This window comes from Paenibacillus sp. EKM206P (assembly GCF_011066155.1).
In the GTDB taxonomy this organism is placed as follows: Bacteria; Bacillota; Bacilli; order Paenibacillales; family Paenibacillaceae; genus Paenibacillus; species Paenibacillus polymyxa_D.
Genome location: NZ_JAAMNQ010000018.1, coordinates 1 through 25,454 on the forward strand (window position 1 = coordinate 1; position 25,454 = coordinate 25,454).

General features: G+C 49.2%; 2 protein-coding genes. One reads left to right on the forward strand and one right to left on the reverse strand.

Translation table 11 applies throughout. The features are described 5' to 3' along the window. The first annotated feature begins 552 nt into the window (after positions 1–552). Positions 553–1,587 carry an alpha/beta hydrolase gene (locus tag G9G53_RS23825; protein ID WP_165150688.1) on the forward strand — a complete coding sequence of 345 codons (1,035 nt, stop codon included), beginning with the start codon at positions 553–555 and terminating at the stop codon, positions 1,585–1,587. Positions 1,588–1,697: 110 nt separating this feature from the next. Here the strand turns inward: G9G53_RS23825 and G9G53_RS23830 are convergent, their stop codons facing one another. Next, positions 1,698–25,427 (reverse strand): non-ribosomal peptide synthase/polyketide synthase, encoded by a 23,730-nt coding sequence (locus tag G9G53_RS23830; protein WP_165150698.1) that lies wholly within the window; start codon positions 25,425–25,427, stop codon positions 1,698–1,700. Positions 25,428–25,454: the final 27 nt, after the last annotated feature.

The following is a 25,454-nucleotide window of genomic DNA, read 5'->3' on the forward strand; positions in this document are numbered from 1 at the left end:
TAAAAAATATCTCTTGTTTGATTTTGCGAACAAAATCGTTTTACTCACTCGTTGTTCAGTTTTCAAAGATCAAACATTCTTTTCTGTTGATTAAGTTTATCGCTTCATCAACTCTTATATCATATCATGTCCGAACCAACTTTGCAAGCATTTTTTAAAATCTTTTTTTTGTAACACTCGCTCGCTATTGTATTTCTTGGCCGGAATTAGAGTATACCACTCTGAATATTTAAATGCAACCCTTTTTTAATGAATTGTTTTTACTATTTGTATTGTTGTAATGAGATCCTGTGTACTCCTGTACTTTTGCCCAATGGACTTAGTTACCGCATCTAAGAACGCCGTGAGATCCATTCATTCACCTATCTCGGACATGTGTGTTGCTATTACAACTCAAGTGCATATTCTGTTTTTTCTTTAATATTGATGGTTTGACAAAGAAAGGATGGGTAAAAAAGATAAGGAGCTAGCAACAAACCATACGATGCAGCTTTGTTGCACGCAACTTTAGGTAATGATTAATTATAGCTATATAGAGGAGTAGATTTTCTAATGAAACAACGAAGGCGAACATGGACGAGAATTGTGTTTCTTATCATCTCTTGCTTACTACTTTTCGTGATCTCTGGATTTGTGTATGAGTGGATTGCATCCAAAAAGGATAAATCACAATACCCGCCTCCGGGGGAATTAGTCGATGCCGGGGGCTATCGACTTCATATTCGTAAACTCGGTAACGGCTCTCCGACAATATTGCTTGAATCAGGGAGTGGGGAAAGTAGCCTGTCCTGGAGGGATATTCCTGAAAAGCTGTCATCATTCGCCACTGTTGTATCCTATGACCGGGCAGGCTATGCCTGGAGCGAGGAGGCTGCTACTCCACGAACCGGGGAAAACATCGTTCGGGAGCTTCATCTCGCCTTAAAAAACGCAGACATCCAAGCTCCTTATATCCTGGTAGGCCATTCTCTCGGAGGGATGTACTCAAGACTGTACGCGCAGACCTACAAAGACGAAGTGGCAGGATTGGTTCTGGTGGATGCCAGGCCTGAGAATGACGCTCGCCGGACAAATGAGATCTATGCCAAAGAACGACCTAAGGTCAATCCCTCCCCGTTAATATCCATTCTCCTAGAAAAGTCAGGAGCATTTCGCCTGTTTCCCAATTTTATGCTAACGGGTCGAGTCGAATATCAAGATAGAAACTCTTTTGTGAATATTGTCGCTTCTTCTAAGTACTTTCGATCTGTTGCGGAGGAAGGTGATCTAGCAAGCACTACCGAAGATGCCATACGGGGACAGCATCTGGGCAACCTCCCTGTACGTGTAATTGCCCGGGGCGTTCAACAAGATTTGACTCAGTTCGGTATTAGTAAGCGCGGAAATGATCAGATCGAACAAAGCTGGCAAATGGGACAGCGCGAGATGCTTAACATCTCTACAAACAGCAAATTTATTGTTGCCAAGAAGAGCGAGCATATGATCATCCATGATCAACCGGAGCTTGTCATCCAGGTCATCCGTGAACTCATCACCGACACCAGTCATTTTCAGTCAACCATGTCTAGAGCATACGCAGACAATTAGGGACTTTATATGTTAAGGACAGCATAAAAAAACAAAAGACGCCCCGAGTTCCTTCTATATAAAGGAATCCGGGCGTCTTTGCTACCCTATACTATTCTCGTTGATTGATCTTAGGACAGAATAGGCTTGTTTTTAGATGAGGCTTCTGCAATTTTACCAAGTATTTGTTTCAGTACTTTAGCATTTTCCCCGACAAAACCGGAATCAAGCAGCACATCATGCGTTCCGATGACTTCGTATTCTTTGTATTGACCATGCGTCGCCTGTTGCCATAACAATTTATCTAATGATGTATCTGGACCAATACTATCATCCTCCGCAATCAGAGCATGGATATTCGCATGAACTTCACCTGCGTTAATAAGCTCATCGCGGTAGGTGGAGTACACCAACATTTTGTCCATGACTCGCTCCCTGTCGGCTGGATCGGCGAGGAATACTTTGTACTGCTCCCTAATGCTATCCAGCACCGTCTCGACAATCTCTTCAAGCTCCTCAGGTGTCGATTCATCCTTGGACATCTTTCTCATAGCATCTACCATAATAATGTCACCAACATGGTAGCCTCGGCTTTCCATAGCTTTAGCTACCTCGAAGGCGAGATTTCCTCCAAGTGAGTATCCAAGGAATACATATGGGCCCTCGGCTTGAATGTTCACGATGGCATCGATGTATCGATCCAGCATATCTTGGCCCTGAAAACGATCGCCGATAAATTCCATCCCGTACACCTCGCAAAGCCCATCCAGCTCCTTGGCCATCTCATAGTACCCCAGAGAGTGACCTACCCGAGGAGGGAAGCAAAATACTTTAAGCGTTCCTTTCCCTGGGAAGTGGATAATTTCCATTTCTTGTTCGTCGGCAGTAGTTGTTGCCTGCAGCTTGAAAATTTCATGCGCCATTTCTTCCACAGTCGGCAGATTAAACACGGCCTGGAGTGGGAGATGGACGCCCATATTAGACGAGATCCTTTGGATCAAGCCCAATACTTTCAGGGAATGGCCCCCAAGGTCAAAGAAATGATCTCTGATCCCGATTTCCTGTACGCCGAGCACCTCGGACCAAATCTGAGCGAGCTCGACTTCTGTCTGCGTACGTGGCGCGATATACTCCGCTGTGCTCCGCAGAAGGATTTCTGGTGCCGGTAGCGCTTTGCGATCCAATTTGCCATTCGGATTCAGCGGCATTTGTGCGAGCTGTACGAAAGCAGACGGAATCATATAGCTTGGCAGCTCGCTGCCCAGTGCTTCGCGTAATACGCCCGCTGCGAGCCCTTCCTCGGCCACAAAGTATGCGCAAAGCTGAGTACTTCCGCTGGAGTCAGCCAGTGCTAGAACAACCGCTTCCTGCACCGATGGCACCCTCAGAATTTGTGCCTCCACTTCTCCCAGCTCAATGCGGTAACCCCGGATTTTTACCTGGTGATCGATCCGTCCCAAATACTCAATATTCCCGTCTGGCAGCCATCGGGCCAAATCGCCCGTTCGGTAAATCCGTGCTCCCGGTTTGTACGGGTGAGGAATGAACTTCTCTGCCGTCAGGTCCGGCTGGTTGAAATACCCCCGCGCTACCCCTTCGCCTGCAATGCAGAGTTCTCCCGGTACCCCCACAGGTGATACCTGAGAAGCGCTGTCCATCATCCATACTTGGACGTTAGCGTACGGTTTGCCGATCGGCACATGCGTTAGAGCCGCAGTCTCAGGGCTAGTTGTATATCGGGTCGCATATACGGCCGCTTCGGTAGGACCATAGATATTCTCCAGTACTGCGTGTGGAGATACTTTATAGTACTCTTCTACAAGTTTGGCAGGCAGCGTCTCGCCGCAGGCAAACAGGTATTTCAGAGTAAGGAATCCTTGGGTGCCGCTTTCTTTCAAGTATTGAACGAGCACACTGAGCATCGATGGCACCAAATTAAGATGCGTGATTCGGTTCGTATCCACAGCCTCCAGCAGTGCCATCGGGTCTTTGTCCACGCCTTGTGGCAGGATCACGAGAGTCCCCTGTCCAAAGAACCAGCAGAACAGCTCTGGCACAGAGAAGTCAAAGGTGAATGTCGTTTTGAGCAGGAAACGGTCGCCTGCCAACATCGGATATTCAGCTTCCAGCTGACTCAGCGTATGGACGGCAGAGCGGTGTTCAATCATTACACCTTTCGGCTTGCCGGTTGAACCTGACGTGTAAATGATATACGCCAGATGCTCCGGCCCCGCAATTGGCTCCAGATTCGAGCTATCCTCATGGTACGCCTGCGGATCATCAAGTGCCAGGATCGTGCCAGTGAACGGGAACCGATCTTTAAGATGGTTCTTCGTCAGCAGAAGCTTCGCCCCCGAATCCTCCAGCATGTGGCGAATACGGTCTTCTGGGAACTCCGGATCAATCGGTACATAGGCCCCACCAGCTTTTAGAATGGCATGGATACCAATGATCATCTCAAGCGAGCGCTCGACCATGATGCCAACTGGTTGGTCCGGTCTGACCCCTTGGGCACGCAGTGTACGTGCAAGACGGTTCGCCTGCTGATGAAGTTCTCCATAGGTAAGCTTCGTTTCTCCGTAAACAAGTGCTGTACGATCCGGTGTGAGCGCAGCTTTTTCCTCAAATATGCCGTGGAGGGTCTGCTCACGCGGATAAGGAGCTACTGTATCTCCCCACACCTCTATTATTTGTGATTTCTCTTCTGGCGTGATCAGTTCCAGCTCATCAATACGGATAGCAGGTTGTACAGATACGCTTGTCAGAATTCTCGTCAAGTGTCCTTGAATCCGTTCCACGCTCTCCCGGTCATAGACGCGAGCATTATATCGATACAAGAACTCCAGACTACGTCCCGGCAGCACAATAAGGTTAAAATCATAATTCGTCTGTTCAAACATCTGAACATCTGTAATTTTGTATTCAGCCTCTTCACTGGCAATTTTCTCTTCCAGATGCTCTTCTACCGGGTAATTTTCGAACACCATAATATGAGAAATCAAATCTTGCTTTTGTTCGCTCTGTGCTTGAATCTCATAGAGCGGATAGGAATCATAAGCATGTCCTGCCAAATATAATTCCTGCTGTCTTTTCATCACATGGGAGAACGTATCGCTTCCCTCGGCCTGAACCCGAACTGGAACTGTATTAATGAAGAGACCGATCATGCTTTCGATACCCGGAATCTCGGCAGGTCTTCCCGATACCACACTTCCGAAGACGATATCCTGGCTTCTATTGTAGCGCTGCAGCACGATTCCCCAGGCTGCTTGCATCAGCGTATTCATTGTCACCTGATGCTGTTTGGCCACCTGTTCCAGGCGATCGGTCAGTTCCGCATCCAACGTGAATACCAGCTTCTCCGACACATAGGCCTCTGCTTTTGCCAATGGCTGTGTGATGGCTTGTGGCAGCTTCGTCTGCTGCTCGTAGCCTTTCAGGTACCCTCTCCAGTAAGAGGATGCCTCTTCCTCGCCTTGTTTCTCCAACCATTGAATGTACTGGCTGTACGATGCTGCTACAGGAAGCTCAGGTTCCCTTTGCTCACGTAGAGCTCCGTATGTTTCAAACACTTCCTGGAGCACAAGTGGCATACACCAGCCATCCAAAATGATGTGATGAGAGCTCCACAACAGATGGTAATGCTCTTTTGCAGTACGTAGAATAGCAACACGCAGCAAGGCTTCATTCGCAAGATCAAAGCCTCTTGCTTTGTCTTGGGCAACATAAGCTGCAAGACGCGCTTCTATTTCAGCGGAATCCAGCTCATGCAAATCCTCGTATACGAAATCGCATGCTCTTTCTTTGAACACAATCTGTATAGGGAAATCGCCCCATCCAGCATGGAAATTCGTTCTCAATATGGCATGCCGTTTCATCAGTTGCTGTAAGCTGCGTTTGAAAACCTCAGGATAGAACACTCCCTGAATTTCAAATGTGGCCTGCTCAAAGTAGACCTCTGAATGAGCCTCCAGCAAGCTGTGGAACAACATCCCCTTTTGCATCGGCGTCAGTTTATACATATTCTCAATACTACCGATATGCCGTGTCTGCTCTTCTAACTCCTCAATCTTTTCCAAGCTGATATCTTTGAGGAGTACATCGCTTGGTGTTAGTTCTGTTCTTTCCTTACTTACGCAATGTCCAATGACTTCACTAAGACAGTTCTTCAGAATGCCAACAAACTTAGCCACGGACTCCCGGTGGAACTGATGATGGTTATAGCTGACCGAGAGTTGAAGCTGCCCTTCGGCAATCAGTCCATTAATGTTCAATGCCTGATGCTGCACCATCTGCTCACTGACCTCAGGTCCTACGGAGTAAGGCGATACTTCCATCGTCCCTCCTGCAAGATCCTGATCGAACTGACCCAAGTAGTTGAACGTAATCTCCGGTTCAGCCGAGAAGGAGGAGGTATCGGGACTGTCGCTTAAATATTTCAAAATCCCATATCCGACACCTTTGTTCGGGATACGACGCAAGCCTTCCTTTACATGCTTGATTCTGGCCCCGATCTCCAATTCCCCGTCCATCTCAAGGGCGACAGGGTATTGACTTGTAAACCAGCCTATTGTGCGAGTAATATCCAGTTCCGGTACAACAGGCTCCCGCCCATGTCCCTCCAGAAGGATGCCTACACGTTCGATTCCCGTCCACTCGTGAACAGCCATACCAAGGGCTGTCAGGAGCAGATCGTTGACCTCCGTATTGTAAGTACGGTTCGCTTCTTTCAGGAACTGCTCTGTCTCTTCTGGTGACCATCTGACCGTGATAGCCTCGCTATCCTTGATGAGAAGTGCGCCATCTACCTTGTCTTTGGGAAGAGGGACAAAGCCATCTCCTTCTACCTCTGCCCAATAGCTGAGTTCTTGTTCAGCCGCCGGGCTGTTAGCAAATTGTGTGATTCCCTCAACCCATGCACGGTACGAATCCGTCTTCTGCGGAAGCTTGACTGCTTCTCCACGTGCTGCCTGCTCGTAGCCTTCCTGCAGGTCCTCAAAGAGGATACGCCAGGATACGCCATCCACAGCCAGATGATGAATAACGATCAACAGATGTTCGCCTTCCGCACAGCGGAACAGACCCAGTCTAAAGAGAGGTCCATCCTCCAGAGAGATGCTGCGCTGAATGGCTTCCGCACCCGCTTCTATTGCTGAAGCCGGGTCTGTCTCATCCCGCAGGTCGTGGATTTGGAGGCTATAGAGTTCACCCTCACCTACGCTCCGGTTCCAGGCCTCCAATCCCTGCTCTCCTTGGCGGAACACCAGTCGTAAAGCATCATGATGCTCTGCAATTGTCCGAACAACCTCGGCGAGCGCATCGGTATTGAAGCCATCCCGTCGGTACAACATGACCGACTGATTAAAGTGATGCAGATCCATTGACTGTTCATCGAAGAATCTGTGCTGAGCAGGTCCCAGTCTTACCGATCCGTGTACCTCGCTTTGGTCCGCAATTCGGCTGACCACACTAACGCGCTGCGCCAACTCTGCAATTGTCGGATAACCGAACAAATCCTTCATTTCAAGCTTGTAGCCTGCTTGAAGAAGCCTTGAGGATACTTGAATGGATTTGATCGAGTCACCTCCAAGTTCAAAGAAATTATCATGAATGCCGACAAGCGGCACGCCAAGTACACCTTGCCAGATTGAAGCCAAAATGTTCTCCACATCCGTCCGCGGAGCGGTAAAGTCTGCTCCCGCCTTTATACCCGAGTTCGGTTCAGGCAGTGCCTTGCGATCCAGTTTGCCATTCGGTGTCAGAGGCATCACGTCCAGTTGTACGAAGTAAGACGGAATCATATATGCAGGCAGTCCGGCAGACAGTTCGTTTCTCAGCTCGCTGACAGACATTTCGCGATCCGCTACAAAGTAAGCACACAGAGACTTCTGTCCATTGGCGTCTGCCCACGCAACAACGAGAGCTTCCTCGACAAGGGGCATATCCAGCAACTTGGCCTCAATCTCACCAAGCTCAATACGATAGCCCCGTATTTTGACTTGATGGTCAATACGCCCAATGTACTCAATGTCTCCATTAGGAAGGCGACGAGCCAAATCTCCGGTGCGATACATATTTCCTTCCGCAGCGAACGGATTCCTAATGAATTTTTCTGCGGTAAGATCCGGACGGTTCAGGTATCCACGGGCTACCCCGTCCCCGGCGATGTACATTTCGCCCTCCACACCTAACGGTACGAGACGAAGCTGTTCATCCAGGATATGAATGTATATATTGTCTGACGGCAAACCAATCGGTACGGATTCCCGTGTATCCTTCGCAGGATCATACAGGTGAATCATGCAACCGACGACGGTTTCGGTTGGACCGTATTCATTGTAGATTTTGATATTGCCACCAAAGAGGTCGGTAATCGTTTTTGACAAATGTGTGGTCAGATTCTCTCCACCCACAATAAGCTGCTGAATGCGACTCTCTACCGGGATGGTCATATCTTTAATCAGACTGAGATGCGTCGGCGTCAGCTTGAGAATATCCACCGCATTTTCGCGCAAAATATGCTGAACAACCTCCGCTTTATCTATACCATCATAAATCCGTACTATTCCTCCATTTATTAACGGAGTAAACATTGATGTCATCGTCAAGTCAAACGAAATGGACGAATACAGTGGGAAGTCCGTTGGTTGCCCTGCACAATAGACTTTATTTGCCCACCAGATGTAGTTCACGATTCCTTTATGGTTAATCATGGTTCCCTTCGGATTTCCTGTTGTACCCGAAGTATAGATTAGATACACCAAATCGTTTCCTCTCACAGGAATATTAGGATTATTCACTCCGTCTCCGTAGATGTGCGGAGAATCCAACTCCATAACCATTCCCTCAAAGGAAGCTAGTTTCGTCAGGTGGCTCTGTGTGAGCAGAATCTCAGCGCCAGAGTCCTTCAGAATATACTGAATCCGCTCCTGCGGATATTCAGGATCAATCGGTACATAGGCTCCACCCGCTTTGAGTACCCCCATGATGGCAACCAGCAGTTCCACTGACCGATCCGCCAACAGCCCCACTACTTGTTCACTCCGTAGTCCTTGGGCTATCAAGGTGGAAGCTAGTCTGTTCGCCTGCTCGTTCAGCTCCCGATATGTGATCTGGATGTCGCCGCTTATTGCCGCGATCTTATCCGGCGTACGGGCCACCTGTTCCTCAAACAAGGTATGCAGGCCCTGATCACTTGGGTAGACATGAGCCTTGCCACCCCAGTCAAGCAGGTTTGTCCGTTCCTCAGATGTTACAATCTCCAGTTCCTGTATCGTCGCTTGCGGATGAGTAGCTACCTGATCGAGCATTTGCAATAAATGTCCTCCGATTCGCACAATGCTTTCTTGCTCGTAGACCGAAGCATTGTAGCGAATGCAGACCTTAATGTCTTCGCCTGGAATGACCACCAGGTTAAAGTCATAGTTAGTTTGCTCAAACATGGTGAAGTTGGCGACTTCAAGATTGTCCTCTGTTTGATTACCCGATTGCTCCACCTGCTCGTCAAGCGGGTAATTTTCAAAGATCATAATATGAGAAATCAGGTCTTGCTTTTGGCTTGTTTTCCCCTGAATCTCATACAACGGATAGGTGTCGTAGGCACGACCAGCCAACGAATGTGCCTGTGTACGTTTCATTACCTCGACGAAGGCCTCGTCTTTGGATGACTGTACACGGATAGGTACTGTATTAATAAACAGACCCACCATATTCTCGATCCCTGCAATCTCAGCCGGTCTACCCGACACAACGCCGCCGAAAACGACATCCGAGCTGGCATTATAACGTTGAAGAATCAGTCCCCAAGCTGTCTGCATGAGTGTGTTGACGGTCACGTGATTGCGCTTCGCGACAACATCCATTTTACCGGTCAAAAATGCACCCAGATGGAGAACATGCTCTTTTAGGACATAGCCCGCTTCTTTGGCTTGAGATTTCGTTTTACCTTCCGGCAATACGGTATTCCCGTCATAATCTTCGAGATATTGGCTCCAATATGTTGAAGCTTCTTGATCATCCTGTGCATCAAGCCACTCGATATAACGGCTATAGGGCTGAGCTGGCGGCAGGACAGGCTGTAATTGCTGTTTCTTGGCAGAATAATAATCGAACAGCTCCTGTGTAATGATCGGGATACACCAGCCATCCATAACAATATGGTGGAAGCTCCACAATACAAGACAGCTTTGATCCTTCTGCAAGACGGTCACTCGCATCAGCGGATCATCTGACAAGCTGAACCCCTTAACCATATCTTCAGCAATATAAGCCTTGATCCGGGCTTCTTGTTCCTGCATAGATGCGTCGCGCAAATCTACGTAGTGCAGAGGGATTAACCGTTGCTTAAAGACAACTTGCAGCGGTACATCCGCAATGTTGTTGTAAAAGCCGGTACGTAGTATGGCATGTCGTTGCACCAAAGCCTGGAAGCTCTCGAAGAAGATATCTACATCGAAGCTGCCACGCATCTCAAACGTTGCCTGTTCGAAGTATGAAGAGGAATCCGGCTCCAGCAGGCTGTGAAACAGCATGCCCTTCTGCATTGCCGTCAGCTTGTACACATCCTCAATCTCTCCGATATGAGCCGTCTGCGCCGTAAGTCGATCAAGCTGCTCCAATGTTAATCCTTGGAACAGAACATCACTAGGTGTAAGCTGTGAACACTCCTGAGCTACACAATGCCGGATGACCTCACTAAGGCTTGACTGTAATAATTCAGCAAAATGACTCACCGTCTCGTTACGATACTGCCTGTTGCTGTACGTAATCGTCAGTGATAGCTGTCCTTCAGCAATCATGCCATTCACATCCAGAGCATATTGCTGTGGTGTGAGATCGCTGAGCGCCTTACCGACTGAATGTGTAGACAAGCTAAGAGCATTCCCCTCCAAATCCTGGTCAAACTGTCCAAGGTAGTTGAAGGAAACTTCTGGTTCTACGCTGAATCGAGTGTCTTTTTCCGGTGCCATATATTTCAGCAGACCGTAGCCGATACCTTTGTGCGGAACCTCTCGCAAATTCTCCTTGATGCGCTTGATCCGGGTAGATACTTCCTGCCCATCTTGCAGGTTCAGCAGAACAGGGTACTGAGTTGTGAACCAGCCCACGGTACGGGTAATATCCAGATCTGGTATGATCATTTCCCGTCCATGTCCTTCAAGGTTAACCAGAACCTGCTCCATGCCTGTCCAGCGCTGAATAGCTGCTCCCAGAGCAGTCAAGAGTAAATCATTCGTCTCCGTATGATAAGCCCGGTTTGCTTGTCGCAACAGCAGCTCTGTTTCTTCAGCAGACCACGTTACCGTAACCGACTCGGTATCCCGAACGGTGCCTGGCTCCTGATCCTTATCCTTGGGCAGTGGAGCCAGAAGCGTCTCCTCAATCTGCTGCCAGTATGAACGCTCCTCGTCCAGGGCAGGACCTGCTGCATACTTCGCCGCTTGCTCGGACCATACAAGATACGAATCGGTCTTTTGCGGAAGAACAATCGTTTGTCCATTCAACGCCTGCTCGTATCCTGTTGCAATGTCTTCAAACAGGATGCGCCAGGACACACCGTCAACCAAGAGGTGATGAATGACAATCAACAAATGATCGCCATCTTCACAATGGAACAGGCCTAGCTTGAACAGTGGGCCACCTTCCAAGTCAAAGCTTGCCTGAATGGCATTGGCTTGGGCCTGAACCGCAGCTGTCTGGTCTTCCGCCTGCCGCATATCAGCAATGTCCAATGTGTAGAGCTCGCCTTCATCCGTTCCCCGATTCCAAGCTGCGTATCCAGCTTCTGTAGGCCGGAAAACCATGCGCAGCGCGTCATGATGGATCGCAATTTGGTCCATTGTCAATCGGAGTGCAGCCTCATCAAAGCCGTCTTTCCGATAGAGCATGACGGCATGATTATAATGGTGCGGCTCCGCTGTATGGCGTTCAAAGAACCAGCGCTGAATTGGCATTAACTCTGCTGCACCTTTAATTTCGCCCTGTTCCGCTGTACGTCCGGCTGCCTGAAGATACGGGCTGAGCTCGGCAATTGTCGGATATTTGAAGAGATCCTTCATCTCTAATTTATATCCAGCTTGGAACAATCTCGAGGACACTTGAATCGCCTTGATGGAGTCACCACCCAGGTCGAAGAAATGATCGTGGATGCCGACCTGCTGTGCTCCCAGCACACCTTGCCATACGGAAGCCAAAGCTTCCTCAGCCTTCGTCCTTGGCGGTTCATAAACCGCTCCAGTCTGCACATTGGCCTCCGGAGCCGGAAGCGCTTTGCGATCCAGTTTGCCATTTGGTGTCAAAGGCAGCTGTTCCAATTGCATAAAGTAAGATGGAATCATATAAGCCGGCAGTTCGGCAGCCAAGGCTTTTCTCAACTCTCCTACCGTCAGCATCTGATCGGCTGTGAAATAGCCGACAAGCACTTTTTGTCCACTTCCATCCTCTTGGGCGAGCACAACGGCCTCTCTTACAGACGGAGCATGGAGCAGCTTCGCTTCCACTTCGCCTAGCTCAATACGGTAACCACGGATTTTTACCTGATGGTCAATCCGTCCCAAATACTCCATGCTGCCATCCGGCAACCAGCGTGCCAAGTCACCCGAGCGGTACATACGCTCGCCTGCTTCGAACGGATGAGCGACAAACTTCTCTTCCGTCAATTCCGGTCGGTTCAGATAACCTCGCGCCAGACCTACGCCCGCCACATAGAGTTCACCTGGAATGCCCATCGGCTGTGGACGGCGTTGTTCATCCAAAATGTACGCTCGCAGCGTCGGAATCGTGGTGCCGATATTGCTGCGGCCCTGTTCAATTTCCAACTCTGTAATTTCCTTGTAGGTTACATGCACGGTCGTTTCGGTAATGCCGTACATGTTAATGAGCTGCACTTGCGGATACTTCGTTCTCCAGTCCTTGAGCAGGGCCGGAGCTAATGCCTCTCCACCGAAGATAATCATACGGAGGCTCAGTTCTGCCGCCTGATGACCGAGCTCTTCCTGTAGCAACTGGTAGAAGTAAGTCGGTGTCTGGTTCAAAACGGTGACCTTCTGATCCTTAAGCAATTGTAAGAAACGATCTGGATTCTTCGCGGTAAGCGATGGAACGATGACCAACCGTCCTCCGTTCAGCAATGCTCCGTACATTTCCCATACAGAGAAGTCAAAACAGAATGAATGGAACAGTGTCCACGTATCCTGAGGACCAAAGTCAAACATATTTTTATCATTAAAGAGCAAGCGAACTACATTTTTATGCTCAATCAGTGTTCCCTTTGGCTTGCCTGTCGTACCCGATGTGTAGATGACGTAGGCAAGATTCCCCGGTCCGGCTGCAGACTCCAGGTTTGAGACATCCTCCTTGTAGGAAGCCGTTTTGTCCAGACTTACGATATCCCCGGCGAAGGAGACCCGTTGCTCCAGATGCGCTTGTGTCAGCAGTAGCTTGGCTCCTGAATCCTCAAGCATAAAGCGAATGCGGTCTTCTGGATATTCAGGATCTACAGGGACATAGGCCCCGCCTGCTTTCAAGATGGCTAAAATTCCGACCACCATTTCAAGGGAACGATCCGCCATGATTCCAGCCAAACCGTCTGGTTGCAAACCACGTTCCCTCAGCGTTCGGGCAAGTCCATTGGCCCGCTCGTTCAGCTCGATGTAGGACAGGGTTGCATCTTCACATACGACTGCCACTGCATTCGGAGTACGTGCGGCCTGCTCCTCGAACAGCGCATGGATCGTCTTGTCACGAGGATAATCTGCCTTGGCTTCGTCCGGCGCTTTCATCAGCCTTGATTTTTCCTGAGGTGTCACGATATCAAGGGATGACAACGGCAGTGCCGGATTGGCGATGGCTTCCCGAATAAGCTGTACAAAGTGGCCTGCCATCCGATCAGCAGTCTCTTGCTTGTAGATCGCAGTCGCATACTCAAGCGTGCAGTTCAATGCCCCGTCTGCTTCTTCACTCACGGTCAACGTAAGATCGAACTTGGCAGCCGGATGTACATTATCGTAAGGAGTGAAGCGCAATCCTTCTATTTCTTGTTCTCCCTGATCGATATTTTGCAGGACAAACATGGTATCAAATAGTGGGTTACGGCTCAAATCACGCTGAAGCTCCAGCTTTTCTACCAGCTCCTCGAACGGGTAATCCTGGTTTTCATAGGCCCGCAGCGCTGTTTCCCTCACTTCCTGCAGATAAGCCTCGAAAGGCTTCTCTCCTTCTGGATAAGTACGAAGTGCCACTGTGCCGACGAACATACCGATGAGGCCTTCGAGTGTCGCATGGGATCTTCCTGCCACAGGTGAACCGACGATGACATCTTCCTGACCTGTGTACTTGTGCAAGAGCGCTGTATAGGCTGCCAGCAGTACCATGAACAGAGTGGAACCCGTTCGGGTAGCCAGCTCCTGAAGTGAAGCACTCAGAGAAGAATCAATTTGGAAGTCGATTCGATCGCCCGCAAAGCTTCGCACCGCAGGACGAACTTCATCTCCTGGCAAATCCAGCACTGGCAAGCTTCCGCGGAAAGCATCCAGCCAGTAAGCCTCCTGGGCCTTAAGACGCTCGCTTCCGAGCTGCTCTTGCTGCCATACCGCATAGTCTGTGTACTGGATCTGTAGCTCAGGAAGTACGTCCTCCTCTTGGTAGAAGCGGAGAAACTCTTCTATGAGAATATTCATAGAAACCCCATCTGAGACAATATGGTGCATGTCAAACAATAGTAAATGGCGCTCATGTGCAATTCGAATAAGGCCGACCCGCAGCAATGGAGCTACACCCAGATCAAAAGGACGGACGAACTGCTGAAGGGTAGCTCCTGCCTCTTCCTCGCTCAACTCCGCATATTCCACAGCAAACGGAACATCCGTCAGGAGCTGCTGTACAGGTTCACCGTTCACGGTCACAAAACGAGTACGCAGCGAACCATGACGATGAATCAGACGACGGAATGCCTGCTCTAGTCGTTCCCGATCCAAAGCTCCCTCAACGGTAAGAATACCTGGCATATTGTAGCTCAGCTCTCCACCTTCCAGCTGACTTAGAATAAACAGTCGTTTTTGGGCAGAGGACAATGGATAATGCTCTCTCGCTCCCGCTGTAGGAATTTCTTCGAAATTCAGCGGTGTATAGCCCTCAATAGCACGGGCCAATCCTTCAATAGTAGGAGACTCGAACACTGCTCTCAGACTAATCTCTCGATTCATTTCCTTGCGAATTCGTGAGACTAGCAGGGCTGCACGCAGTGAATGACCTCCAAAATGGAAGAAATTATCCTTCACTCCCGCATTCTCTACACCTAGCACCTCTTGCCAGATTTGGGCTAATTGCATTTCTACAGGTGTCTTTGGAGCCTCAGATGAAGCAACTGCCCATCCACGCTCGCCCTGCAGCGCTTTTCGATCGATTTTTCCGTTCGACGTCAGAGGCATATCGTCCATTTGTATGAAGCGGGAAGGGATCATATATCCAGGTAACATCTCCGACAGGACGGCCCGAAGTTCGGATACCTCAAGTTTCTGAGCGGCTACGAAGTAAGCGACTAGATCTTTGTAGCCATCATTGCCCTCTACAGCCATGGCCACGACTTCCTGAACGGACGGCACTCTGAGCATTTGTGCTTCTACCTCGCCTAGCTCGATACGGTAGCCGCGGATTTTGACTTGGTGATCTATTCGACCTAAGTACTCGATGGTTCCATTCGGTAACCAGCGAACCAAGTCACCCGTCCGATACATACGCTCTCCTGGAGCAAATGGATTGTCCACAAACTTCTCGTCCATTAACTCAGGCTGGTTATGATACCCCCGCGCTAACCCGATACCCGAAATGCATAGCTCTCCAGCTACACCGACAGGTTGCAATCTAAAATGGTCATCCAAGATGTACACACTATGGTTAGCAATAGGTCGTCCAATAGATACAATATCCGTTGCCCCCTCACTGTCCGGGACAGACCAGATTGTGGTGCATACGGAGTCCTCTGTTGGGCCATAGCCATTAGAGTAACGTACATGCTTCCTCCACTCTTCGATCAACTCGATCGATGCGGCCGATCCAGCGGTTAGCAAGCACCGCAGTGTTGGCAAACGCTCTGGATCAAGGTGGATAGCGTAAGCGGGTGGCAAAGTCGCTACCGTAATCCCCTTATCGTTCATGAACTGCTCGAACAGGGCATGATCTAAAATATCTTGTGGAGAAGGGATGCACAGAACAGCCCCGTGGCTCAGCGCCGTTAAAATTTCCGAAACCGATGCATCAAACGACAGGCTTGCAAACTGAACGATCCGATCCTGCGGTGTAACTTCGAAGTGTGTCCCGTATACGTCCGAAAGATTGGGTAGTCCCCGATGCTCGACTAATACGCCCTTAGGCTGACCCGTCGTACCTGAAGTGTAGATCACGTAAGCCAGATCATCCGGGCCGGCAGTAGCCTCCAAATTCGAGGTGTCGGCATCATAGGTCGATGATTCATCCAGCAGCAAAACATTTTCCGTCCATCCGAGATGCTCCAAGAGATGGGCCTGTGTAAGGATCAGCTTCGCCCCGGAATCTTCAAGCATGTAACTGATTCGTTCTTTCGGATACTCTGGATCGATTGGAACATAGGCACCCCCGGCTTTCATAATGCCGTAGATCGCAACGATCATTTCGAGCGACCGTGCAGCAATCAGTCCCACCAGATCTCCCGTCTTGATTCCCTGAGTACGGAGCCTTCTCGCCAGTCCATTGGCTTTTGCATTGAGCTCGGCGTAGGTCAGCATCTCGTCCCCAAACAAAAGGGCAGTCGCGTCTGGCGTTCGTCCCGCCTGTTCCTCCAACAGCCCGTGGAACGTGTTACATTGCTCGTAAATACATGGTGTATTTCCCCATACGTTCAGAATCTGTTCTTTCTCCTGCGGCGTGACTAATTCTAGAGCATCCACGGAAATTGCAGGATTCTCCACAATTTGTTCCATCAGGTGGAACAAGTGGCCCTTGATTTGCTCGATCGTGGCTGGATCATAGACGAGCGCATTGTATTGGAACAACAATCTCATCTCTTTGCCCGGTAGAACAATTAAGTTAAAATCGTAATTCGTTTGTTCAAGAAGCTCCGCTTCCTCAATCTCAAAGGCAGCCTCGCCACCACCCAGACGCTCTACTTCCTCTTCCACAGGATAATTCTCAAACACCATAATATGAGAGATGAGATCCTGCTTCTGATCCGTCTGAGCCTGAATTTCAAACAACGGGTAGGTATCATACATATGAGAAGCCATATATTGTTCCTGCTGCTGCTTCATCAGAACCGTGAAGGGGAGATTCTCCTCTGTCTTCACACGAACAGGAATCGTATTGATGAACAAACCAATCATCCGATCAATGCCCGGAATTTCTGCTGGTCTGCCTGATACTACACTTCCGTACACGACATCCCGGCTACCGTTATAGCGTTGAAGTGCAATGCCCCAGAGGGACTGCAGCAATATGTTCATCGTGACATGAGCATCCCTGGCCACCTTTTCAAGGCGCTCAGTTAATTCCTTGCTGAGAGGATAATTCAGCTTTTCTGCTACATAGCCTTCTCCCTTACTTGCTCCACCGACTTGAGGTAAAAGCGTCTGCTGCTCGTAACCGGCCAGATATCGGCTCCAATAGTTGGACGCAGCTGCTTCATCCTGCTGTTCCAGCCATTCGATATATCGACTGTACGGATGAACCTCTGCCAGCTGCGGCTCTCTTCCTTCCAGAAGGGCAAAATAGTGTTCAAATACCTCCTGCGTAATTAACGGAACACACCACCCATCCATGACGATGTGGTGAAAGCTCCATAAGAGACGGAAGCTCTCTTCATCTGTTTGTAAAATCGATACACGAAGAAGCTCGTCTTCAGCCAGGTTAAAGCCCCGTGCTTTGTCCTTAGCACCAAATGTCTTCAGGTAAGCCTCACGCTGCGATGCATTCATCTCCCGCAGGTCTTCGTACACCAATTTAGCGCCTCTGTGCCGAAATACAACCTGCAAAGGCTCGCTGCCCCATCCGCTGTAAAAGTTCGTGCGCAGGATGGCATGACGCTCCACCACTGCATCCAGACTGTGTCCGAAGGCGTTCGGATCAAAGCTACCTTTAAAGTCAAAAGCAGCCTGCTCAAAATAAGCGCCTGTACGCGGCTCAAACATATCATGGAACAGCATGCCCTTCTGCATCGGCGTCAGACTATATACATTCTCAATATCGCCAATGTGGCTCGTTTGCTTAGAAAGCTCCTCCAGGTCGGCAATGCTTAGACCTTTCGCAAGCACGTCGCTTGGTGTCAATACGGTTTTTTCTTGGGTTACGCAATGCTGGAGAAGCTCCCGCAGGCTTTCTTCAATATATCCAGCGAGCTGTTCCATCGTAGATGACTTATACTGTTTTCCGTTATAAGTCATCGTCAGAGTCAGGGCTCCGTCCGTCACCATGCCATTGATATCTAGCGTATAGGCCGGTTCCTCCAACAAGCTTTGCGCGCTTCCGGTCGGATAAGGAGAGATCTGCAATGAGCCTCCTTGCAAATCCTGATCAAATTGCCCCAGGTAGTTAAAAGAAATCTCAGGTTGCAAGCTGAAGCTGTCTTCATCCAACTGACTTGCCATCGTTTTAAGCAACCCGTAGCCAATACCTTTGTTCGGAATTCGGCGCAACCCTTCTTTCACAGACTTGATCAAGGAGGCCACTTCCGAGTTATCCCCCAAGTCTAAAATCACCGGATATTGACTTGTAAACCAGCCGACGGTACGGGTGATGTCAATATTCGGTATAATCGGCTCACGACCGTGCCCTTCCAGATTCACAGCAACCTTTTCGATCCCAGACCACTTGGATATCGCCATGCCTAGAGCAGTCAATAGCAAATCATTCGTCTCTGTTTGATAAGCACGGTGGGCTTTTCTCAACAATTGGTCGGTTTCTTCTATAGTCCATTGTGCTGTTACTACTTTGCTATCCTGTAAAAGAAGGCTTTCCACAGCCTCATCCTTCGGCAACTGTTCGAGTGGCTGATCCTTCAGCTCTCTCCAATACGCCCGATGAGTCTCCATTTCAGGGCCTTCCGAATAACGAGCAAGGGCGTCACCCCAGTCACGGAAGGAATCCGTCTTCTGCGGGAGTGTCAGTGCTTGGCCTTGAATCACCTGCTCATAGCCTGCTGCGATGTCCTCGAACAAAATCCGCCAGGATACTCCATCTACCACCAAATGGTGGATCACGATCAGAAGGTGGTCTCCATCCTGACAATGGAAAAGTCCTAACTTCAGCAGTGGACCTTCTGCCAGATTGATACTGCGCTGAATGTCATCCGACAGCGAGGTAATAGCTGCAACTGGATCGGATTCTTTCCGTAAATCAGCGGTGAACAGGCTATAAAGCTCTCCTTCTTCAAGATCACGATTCCAAGCTTCGTAGCCATGCTCTGTCTGACGGAAAACCATACGAAGGGCGTCATGATGCTCAGCAAGTTTTCTCAGCACCTGATGCAAGGCCTTTTCCTCAAACCCCTGTTCACGATACAGCATAACCGCTTGATTGAAGTGATGAGGCTCTGACTGCTTCCGGCCAAAGAACCACTGTTGGACTGGAGTCAAGCGAGTCGCTCCACGCACAACTCCCTGTTCAGCCATGTGCACAGCCGTCTGTATTTCCGCGCCTAGCTCGGCAATGGTTGGCGATTTGAACAGTTGCTTCATCTCTAACCGATAGCCGGCCTGCAGTAACCGTGACGACACCTGAATGGCCTTGATGGAATCTCCACCCAATTCAAAGAAATTGTCATGGATACCCACCTGTTCGGCACCCAGCACCCCTTGCCAGACAGACGCCAAAGCTTCTTCGGCCGGTGTACGAGGAGCTGTATACTTCCGTCCTGTATGCGCACCTACTTGCGGAGCCGGCAGAGACCTGCGGTCCACTTTTCCGTTTGACGTTAATGGCATACGATCCATCTGAATAAAATAGGATGGCATCATATAGCCCGGAAGTACCTGCGATAGGGCAAGGCGTAGTTCGCCTGCCGTGAGCGCACGATCCGCCACATAATAAGCGCAAAGCTGCTTCTCTCCAAGCTCATCCGCGCGAACGACCACTACGGCGTCGATTACTGACTCCACCTTGGCCAGTTGGGCCTCGATTTCAGGGAGTTCGATGCGGTAACCACGTATTTTGACCTGCTCATCAATTCTTCCTTTAAACTCCAAATTCCCATCTGGAAGCCAGCGTACCAAATCCCCAGTTCTGTAGCAGGGTTCTCCGTCCTTCACAGGACTAGGGACAAATTTCTCTGCTGTGAGATCAGGACGATTGAGATATCCGCGCGCTACACCTTCACCGCCGACAATGAGTTCACCCCAAGCACCAATAGGCTGTAATTGCAGCGATCCATTGACCACATAAGCGGTCGAATTACTAATTGGGCGACCAATCGGTACGACCCCTTCGGCACGGCCTGGAATCTCGTAGGTGGTGGAGAAGGTCGTATTCTCTGTCGGACCATAGCCATTGATAGGGACAAGATCAGGATTAGCCTCGATTACACGATTCATATGAGATATGGACAGTACGTCACCGCCGACTAGTAATGCTTTGAGCCCTCTGAACAGGTACTCATCCTGCAGGGAAAGCTGATTGAAAAGCGGTGAAGTAAGCCACAATGTCGTAATCCCGTACTTGGCAATAGCTGCTTTGAGCCTATCGGCAATCAGAATGTCGTCATTCTCTACGAAATAGAGCTGTCCACCGTTAAGCAAAGCTCCCCATATCTCGAATGTAGAAGCATCAAAGGCCACTGCTCCCGTTTGCAAAATCCGCGTAGATTCATTCAGCTCCACATAGTTGGTCTCTTTGACCAGGCGAACCACGTTCCGGTGTTCCACCATAACGCCCTTCGGTCTACCCGTCGTACCCGATGTATAGATGACATAAGCAAGCCCCTGCGATCCCTGAGCAGTCTCCGGCTGGGCAGGTTCAGCTGCATAAGCCTCTTCACTGCTAAGATCGACAATCGGTATACCGTAGTCTACATTTATAAGCTCGCTCTTTTGCACCAATAATAGCTTGGCGTCCGAATCATTAAGCATATAACGCACCCGATCTTCCGGGTAATCAGGATCAATAGGCACATAGGCTCCACCCGCTTGAAGCACCGCGAGCATACCAATGACCATTTCGATGCTTCGTCCACCCATCACGGCCACAGGCTGCTCCCTTAACGTTCCCAAACGACGCAGTGTTTGGGCCAATCGGCTCGCCTTGTCTTCCAATTCAAGGTACGTTAGCTGGACATCGCCGAATACAAGCGCCGTCTGCTCCGGTGTACGCTTGACTTGTTCTGCGAACAGCTCATGAATGGTCTTGTGGCTTGGATAAGGAGTCGATGTCGCGTTAAATACTTCAACGATCTGTACTTTCTCCTCCGGTGTGATCATTTCTATCTCGGCCAGTTGCAACTGGGGATTGGCCGAGACTGCGTGCAGAATCCGGAGCAAGTGCGTTGCAAGTCGCTCTACACTTTCACGGCGATATAAAGCCGTACTATACTCGAGGCCAAAGGCTAATTTTGAGCCCTTCTCCTCTACATTGAGGGACAGGTCAAATTTGGCTGTGACGGTGTCCATCAAGTAAGGAGTAAAGTGCACTCCGTCCATTTCCTGCTCTTCCTGCTCGGTATTTTGTAATACCAATAGGGTGTCAAAGAGCGGATTGCGGCTGACATCACGTCCTACGCCCAGCTTTTCGACCAATTTTTCAAAAGGGTAATCCTGATGCTCAAACGCCTTGAGCGCTGTTTCCTTGATTTCCAGAAGATAATCCTGAAAGGTTTTATCTCCTGCCGGGTAGCTGCGCAAGGCCAGTGTGTTGACAAACATTCCGATGATACCCTCAAGCTCAGCCTGCGGCCTTCCGGCTACTGGAGAACCTACGACGATGTCCTCCTGTCCTGTATATTTGTGCAGTAGTACCGAATAAGCAGCCAGCAATACCATATACAGTGTAGTACCTGTACGGGATGCAAGCTCTTGTATCGCCTTATTTCCAGACTCATCCAATGTAAAATCAATTCGGCTTCCCTCGAAGCTTCGAACCGAAGGTCGTTGGAAGTCTGTAGGCAGATCCAATACTGGCAACTCTCCTTCAAAGGCTTGCAGCCAATATTTCTCAAAATCTTGCCATTGGTTCTCTGACTGTTCCCGTTGCCATACGGCATAATCCTTGTACTGGATGTGCAGCTCTGGTAGCTGTTCTCCTTGATACAAATGAGTAAGTTCCTCTATCAATATTTGAATAGAAACCCCATCTGAAATGATGTGATGCATATCAAACAGCAACAGATGACGCTCCTCCTGGAGCTTCACCAAGCTAACACGCAGTAATGGAGCCTGACTCAGATCAAAGGCACGAATAAAGCTGTGAATGAGCGTATCCGTCTCCTCCACCGAAGCCTCTGTGTAGTTCAACACGAACGGCACATTCCTATGCACACGCTGAACAAGCTCTCCATCCTGCATATAAAAGCCGGTTCTCAGGGATTCATGGCGCTGGATCAGTGCCTGGAACGCAGACTCCAGCCGCGTGCGATCCAACGGTCCATCCACCGTGAAGACCCCTGGCATATTGTAGCTGAGCTCTCCCCCGTCCATCTGTCTCAGCACGTATAACCGCTTTTGCGCTGAGGACACTGGGTAAGCTTCGCTTTCCGCCGCCTGTGGGATGGATTCGTACATGGTTGGAATGTGTTTCTTCACAAGTTGCGCCAAGGATTCGACTGTAGGTGACTGAAACACCTCACGCAGCGAAATGCTACATCCCAATTCTTTGTGAATCCGTGAAACGAGCACTGTTGCCCGCAAGGAGTGACCCCCAATTTCAAAGAAATTATCCCTGACACCAACGCGGGTAACACCCAAGATATCTTGCCAAATGAGTACCATCTGAGCTTCCACAGCAGTTCTCGGAGCCAAATAAGCCTCGCCGGATTGTACGCTGCTTTCAGGAGCCGGCAACGCACGGCGATCCAGTTTGCCATTTGGCGTAAGCGGCATTTGCTCCAGCCGGACAAAATAAGAAGGAATCATGTAAGCGGGGAGTTCCGCTGCCAGCTGAGACCGCAATTCCCCCGGCGAAAGATCACTGGAGGCTACATAGTAGGCGCACAGCAATTTTTGGCCCTGTTCGTCTTCCCGTGCGAGGACAATCGTTTCCCGTACGTTCGGAGCCTTGAGAATTTGGGCTTCTACCTCGCCAAGCTCAATTCGATAGCCGCGAATTTTGACCTGATGGTCGATCCGCCCCAAATATTCAATATTGCCATCAGGCAACCAACGAGCAAGATCCCCCGTTCGGTACAGCCGCTCTCCCGCCCGATACGGATGTTCAACGAATTTCTCAGACGTCAAATCCGGCCGATTCAAATACCCACGGGCAAGACCGTCCCCCGCAATGTATAGCTCTCCCGGAACCCCAACAGGCTGCAAGCGTCTTTGCTCATCGAGAATGTAAGCGCTAAGTGTGGGGATCGTTCTGCCAATATTGCTTTTCCCCGCTTCAATCTCATGTTCCGTGATTTCCTTGTAGGTGACATGGACCGTTGTTTCCGTAATTCCGTACATATTAATCAGCTGCACATCAGGATACTTGACCCGCCAGTTTCTCAGAAGAGATGGACTTAAAGCCTCTCCACCAAAAATGATTTTTCTAAGGCCAAGCTCTGTCGAAGAGTGCGTTAGTTCTTCCTGTAGCACCTGATAAAAATACGTCGGCGTCTGATTTAAAATGGTGACTTGGTTATCTTTCAACAACTCCAGGAAAGCTGCTGGGCTTTTGGCTGTGAGAGATGGAACAATCACCAATTTCCCTCCATAAAGAAGCGCTCCGTACATCTCCCAAACGGAGAAATCGAAGCAGAACGAATGGAATAGCGTCCACGTATCCTGAGAGGTGAAATCAAATAAATTTTTATCGTTAAAGAGCAGTCGAACTACATTTTTGTGCTCAATCAGCGTGCCCTTCGGCTTGCCGGTTGTACCCGACGTGTAGATGACATAGGCCAGATGGTTTGGTCCCGAAATGCTCTCCAGATTGGAGGCATCTCCTGTATACGTTACAGAATCGTCCAGACTCACAAGCTTTCCGTCAAAAGTGGTACTCTCCCACAGATGACTTTGGGTGAGCAACAGACGGACACCTGAATCCTCCAGCATATAATGGATACGCTCTTCCGGATAATCGGGGTCAATCGGTACATAGGCACCCCCTGCTTTCAAAATGGCCAACATCCCGATGACCATCTCCAAGGAACGGTCAGCCATAATCCCTACGAGCGTATCTGCCCCTACTCCCTCGGAGCGCAAATATCTCGCAAGCTGGTTAGCCTGCTCGTTTAGAGCTAGGTATGTAATGCTCTGCTCGTCCATCTGAACGGCTACGTGATCTGGCGTGCGCTCGGCTTGTTCTTCGAATAAGCCATGGATGGTCTTCTCACGTGGATAATCGACTGCAGCGCCTTCCGAAAGAGCCAAAATGGATTGCTCTTCGGGTTCGCCCAATAAGTTTACCTCTGCGATAGAAAGCTGAGGTGAATGAATGATCTGCTCGGCGATCGTAAGCAACTGGGAAACCATGTCCTTAACTTCGCTGCGTTCAAACAGCTCCGTCCGATAATCGACATCCAGTACCAGTTCGCCTTCATCCAGGATCTCTACGATATGAAGTACGAAATCGTTCACTTCATCCCCGCAGAAATCATAATCTGTCAAAATACGCACATCATCCAAATCAACCCAATTGATAAGACGATATTCCATTGAAACGCCAAAAAGCCGCTGAATATCCTTGTTGCCATGCATTTCTCTAAGATCCTGAATTAACTGATTGTATGGATACTTCTGATGCCGCAGGATTGACATCTGATCTCTGGCTACATCCTGCACGAAGCTCAGCACATCCATATCCTTTTTGACGTATGTTCTGGCAGCAGCGGTGCTGACGAACATACCTATCTTTTGCTTCTCTTTTTTGTTCCCCCGGTTAGCGAACGAAGTTCCAATCACCACATCCGGCTGATTCGTCATTTTGTGTATGTAGATATACATCGCACCCATGAAGAACTGGAACAAGGAAATTCTGTTCTGTTGGCAAAATGCCTGCAGCTCGTGATACAGCACTTCTGGTACAGTAAAATGCTCCCGAACAGCGTGGGTGCTTAAAGACAATGGATTATATGACTTCCAACCCGTAAGCTCAGGCAAATCAGAAAATTGATTCAGCCAGTATGCCTTATCCTTCTGGTATCTGTCAGAAAGTTCGTATGCATTTTCATCCGCAATATATTGAATATACGAGCAATCGTCGCCCAGCTTCGGTTCTTTTCCTTGAATTAACTCCATGTAAAACGCTGTCAGCTGATTGCCATAGACCACCATTGATATTCCGTCAGAAATAATATGGTGCATCTTGATATTAATCCAATACTCTTCCTCGCTAATCTTCACAATTAAAAACTGGAATAGCTCAGAATCCAGCAGGGGCAAGGGTTTGCTTTTGTGTTGCTCAAGTAAGGCTTCCACCTCAGATATACTTTCATAGTGGGAAAGATCCAGGCACTCCAACTGTCTTTCTTCATAAGGAACGACATACTGTTGAGGCACTCCATCCACTGAGGTAATACGAATACGGAACGCATCATACTGTTTGATAATCAAATTAATAGACTGCATGAAGGCAGCGATATGGATATGCCCCTTCATCTTAGCTGTACCGGAAAGCTGTGACACTGACGTATCTGGGTAGAGTAATTCGGTATACCATATACGCTTCTGCGCATTTGTTAAATCATATAACTGCATGTCATTCATCTCATTCACTCCTATTCCATGATGTGA

Excerpts from the sequence above, each read along its gene's own strand:
- G9G53_RS23825 (WP_165150688.1), top strand. The coding sequence starts at position 553 with ATGAAACAACGAAGGCGAACATGGACGAGAATTGTGTTTCTTATCATC.
- G9G53_RS23830 (WP_165150698.1), bottom strand. The coding sequence starts at position 25,427 with ATGAATGACATGCAGTTATATGATTTAACAAATGCGCAGAAGCGTATA.